This window comes from Xenorhabdus entomophaga (assembly GCF_037996725.1).
Lineage (GTDB): Bacteria > Pseudomonadota > Gammaproteobacteria > Enterobacterales > Enterobacteriaceae > Xenorhabdus > Xenorhabdus khoisanae.
This window is the reverse complement of sequence record NZ_JBBMXH010000200.1, coordinates 1-2860: the sequence shown is the minus strand read 5'-3', so window position 1 is coordinate 2860 and position 2860 is coordinate 1. Positions and strand designations below refer to the sequence as shown.

3 protein-coding genes are annotated in these 2860 nt (G+C 53.4%); all 3 read left to right on the top strand.

From position 1 onward, the window contains the following. A partial coding sequence (locus AAC854_RS21945; protein WP_340618952.1) for a DUF1281 domain-containing protein occupies positions 1-855 on the top strand: 855 nt, incomplete at its 5' end. A 115-nt stretch (positions 856-970) separates the two neighbouring features. Continuing rightward, positions 971-1660, top strand: coding sequence for an N-6 DNA methylase (locus AAC854_RS21940; RefSeq protein WP_340618951.1), 690 nt, complete (start codon positions 971-973; stop codon positions 1658-1660). A 213-nt stretch (positions 1661-1873) separates the two neighbouring features. Then, positions 1874-2860 (top strand): TraI domain-containing protein (locus tag AAC854_RS21935; protein WP_340618950.1); only part of this gene is annotated, 987 nt, incomplete at its 3' end.

Genomic DNA, 2860 nt, shown 5'->3' with positions numbered 1-2860 from the left:
TGGGTCTGCGGTGAAGAAATCCCCCGTTACCGCCAGGCGGTGCTGCAAAGCCTGCGGTTATTTCTGGCGGGGTGTGCGGGAATACTGAAACCCACCAAACCGCAAACCTATACGCCGTATCCAGAGTTAGTCCGTGGTACAGCGGCGCCGACACCGCAGAGCCTGGCTTTTGAACAGTGGCTAAAGTTGTTGCAGGATAATGTGCCGTTAAACAGCGACAACATTAAACGGATAGATAACCTGTACCGTCAGTCCTGTCTCAGCCTGGTGCGCTGGGACAGTGTACCGGAGCCGGCACGTGACATTATCGCCCGTCTCCTGACCCGGCAATATACCGACTGGTTTGGGATGGTGGGCTGGTCTGACACGCCCGACACCGGCGCGTGCTGGGATAAGTTGAATGCTTATCCGGCGTCAGCCCAGCCCTGCGATATGCTGATGATAATGCCAACCCGGCTGGCGATTGAGGTTAACGGTAACAGTGGCTTGTTGAAAGGCATCGCGACTGCGGCGCAGTTTTACGACGGGCAATATGGCCTTGAATGGCCGTTGGGTCACCATGTCCGCTGGGAGCGCCGGAATGTCAGTAGCTTAACCGTGCGTTTTGACTCTCCGTGGGCACCGCCGTCTGCTGAGCTGATGGGCGAGCTGTCATCGGTGTTTGACTGTGAAATCCGCCACTGGTACAGCGAGTCGTCAGGTCAGCTCAAAGGTTACGATTGCTATGACCAGGGCGAGCATGTGGACAGCGGTAACGGGCAGTCAGGACGGGAGAACCGGCCGGCGCTTTATCTGGTCAACGATGAGAAGCGGGATATGAACCTGCCCGTGCCAGCCATCGCCGTTGGGCAATAACGCGTTGTTTAACCCATCATTAATTTATTGTTTTATCTTCACTTCAACCGAAAGGGGAAACATTCTCCCTTTTCGGAACGTGTTTTCCCTGTATTTTTTGCAAGGAAAACACGTGATGTCATCACAGCCGAATCACCAAAAAGAATTTATCTCTCTGTTTAACCAGACGGCGCGTTATCACCGTCGTTATCAGGTCTTTCAGGATTTTTGCAATTGTGCGATGGCCGCCATTCACAATAAATACTGTTACTGTGAGGAGCTGGAGCAGTATTACCTGAAAACCATCAAAAAGTACGAACGGGAAGATGTTGACCGGATTGTGCAGCTGTTTTCCTATACCGTTCTTGGATTGGCGCAGGAACCCTGCGATTTTTTGGGCAGTGTGTTTATGCAGCTGGGATTGGGGGATAAAGCCCTCAATCAGTTTTTTACCCCCTGGTGCGTGGCCAGAATGATGGCAGAGATGCAGTTGCAGGATGTGTCTGCACGCTTGCAGGAGCAACCTTTCGTGACCCTGTACGAGCCGGCTTGTGGGGCGGGCTGCATGACACTGGCCGCCGCCGACGTCTTGAGAGAGCAGGGACATGATCCGTTATGCAGCCTGTGGGTGTCAGCGATTGATATCGACCCGCTGGCTGCGGTGATGGCTTACGTCCAGCTGTCCCTGACCGGCATTCCGGCCGCGGTCACTATCGGCAATGCGCTGGCTGATGGCGGCCGCAAACGGACACGTTATACGCCGGCCCATTATCTGGGTAACTGGGCGAACCGTTTGCAGGCCTATCAACAGCCCCAGGCGGCCTGAATCCCTTTTCACACTGGCGCCTTTCGGGGCGCATTTCTTATTGATATAAGAGGTTAATACGTTGATTTGTGATGAAAATTAAGCTGATTGAGTAAGCGCGTCAATGGATGAATCGAGTCAAATTAATTTTCATTTCCGCAAAAAGAGTTTTTCCTTGTTTCAGACTGGGATTCACCGACACTGAGCCCAATTTGAACCGAAAGAGGAAAAACCATGTTTCAGCGTTTTAAATCGCATTTTGCCCGCCAGTCTGCCACACCGCAAAAATCATCCGAACAACAACCGGAAGCCCTTCGTGACAGTCGGGGTTATTTCCGGCCGCAATCGGCGGATAAGTTACTGGCCACCCCGCTGCGCCGTCAGTACCTGCAACAATTATGGCAAAACAGTGCTTTGCCGGAAGGGCTGTATCAGCGTTTTTATCTTGCGCCGGTGAAGCAATTGCTGGGCAGTGTCCAGCAGGTGCCCGCGACACCGGAAGGTGACTGGTCAGGGGCAGGGGGATTTGCTGACCTGACGCTGCAATTTACCACCTGTGCCGTGCGGCGGGCGAAAGGGCATCTGTTACCGCCGGGGGCTGCCCCGGAAACACAGGCGGCACAGAGTGTGTTATGGCAGGCCGTCGTGTTCTGGGCGGCATTGTTTTACCACCTGCCGTTGTTGCGGCAACTGGAAGGGGAGCTGGATGACGGGCATGGCTGGCAGCCGGGATTATGGATGCCAGCGCGTCGCTTTCGTTTTCGCTTCCGGCCGTCTCAGCCCGATTTATCAGCACCGCTGGAAGCCATGATAGCCACCCGTTTCCTGCCGGAAGACGCGGTAAGCTGGTTATTTCTGGTGCCGGAGGCATGGAACTGCCTGGCTTTACGACTGGGGGGACATCCTTCCCCGGTGTTATTGATTAATGAACTGCTTCAGGAAGCCGCGACACAGGTGCAATCTCCTTCGCTGAAATCCTCAGTGCCTGCTGAATGCCCGGTGGCGGACACGGTATCAACACCAACAGATTCTGATTTTGTTGCTTCGATCTCCGCATCAGCCACTGGGCAATCTGTTTGTGATGATACACAGACGTTATTGTCATTATTTCAATCAAATGATGAAGTTTCAGAGCAAATTGATGTAAATGATAATCATATCGATTTGAAATTATCCAAACCCACCCGCAAAAAGCCAAAAAGTGTTGCTCCCGCAGGGAGT

Bases quoted from the DNA above. Each gene is read 5' to 3' on its own strand.
- AAC854_RS21940 (WP_340618951.1), top strand. From the start codon at position 971: ATGTCATCACAGCCGAATCACCAAAAAGAATTTATCTCTCTGTTTAAC.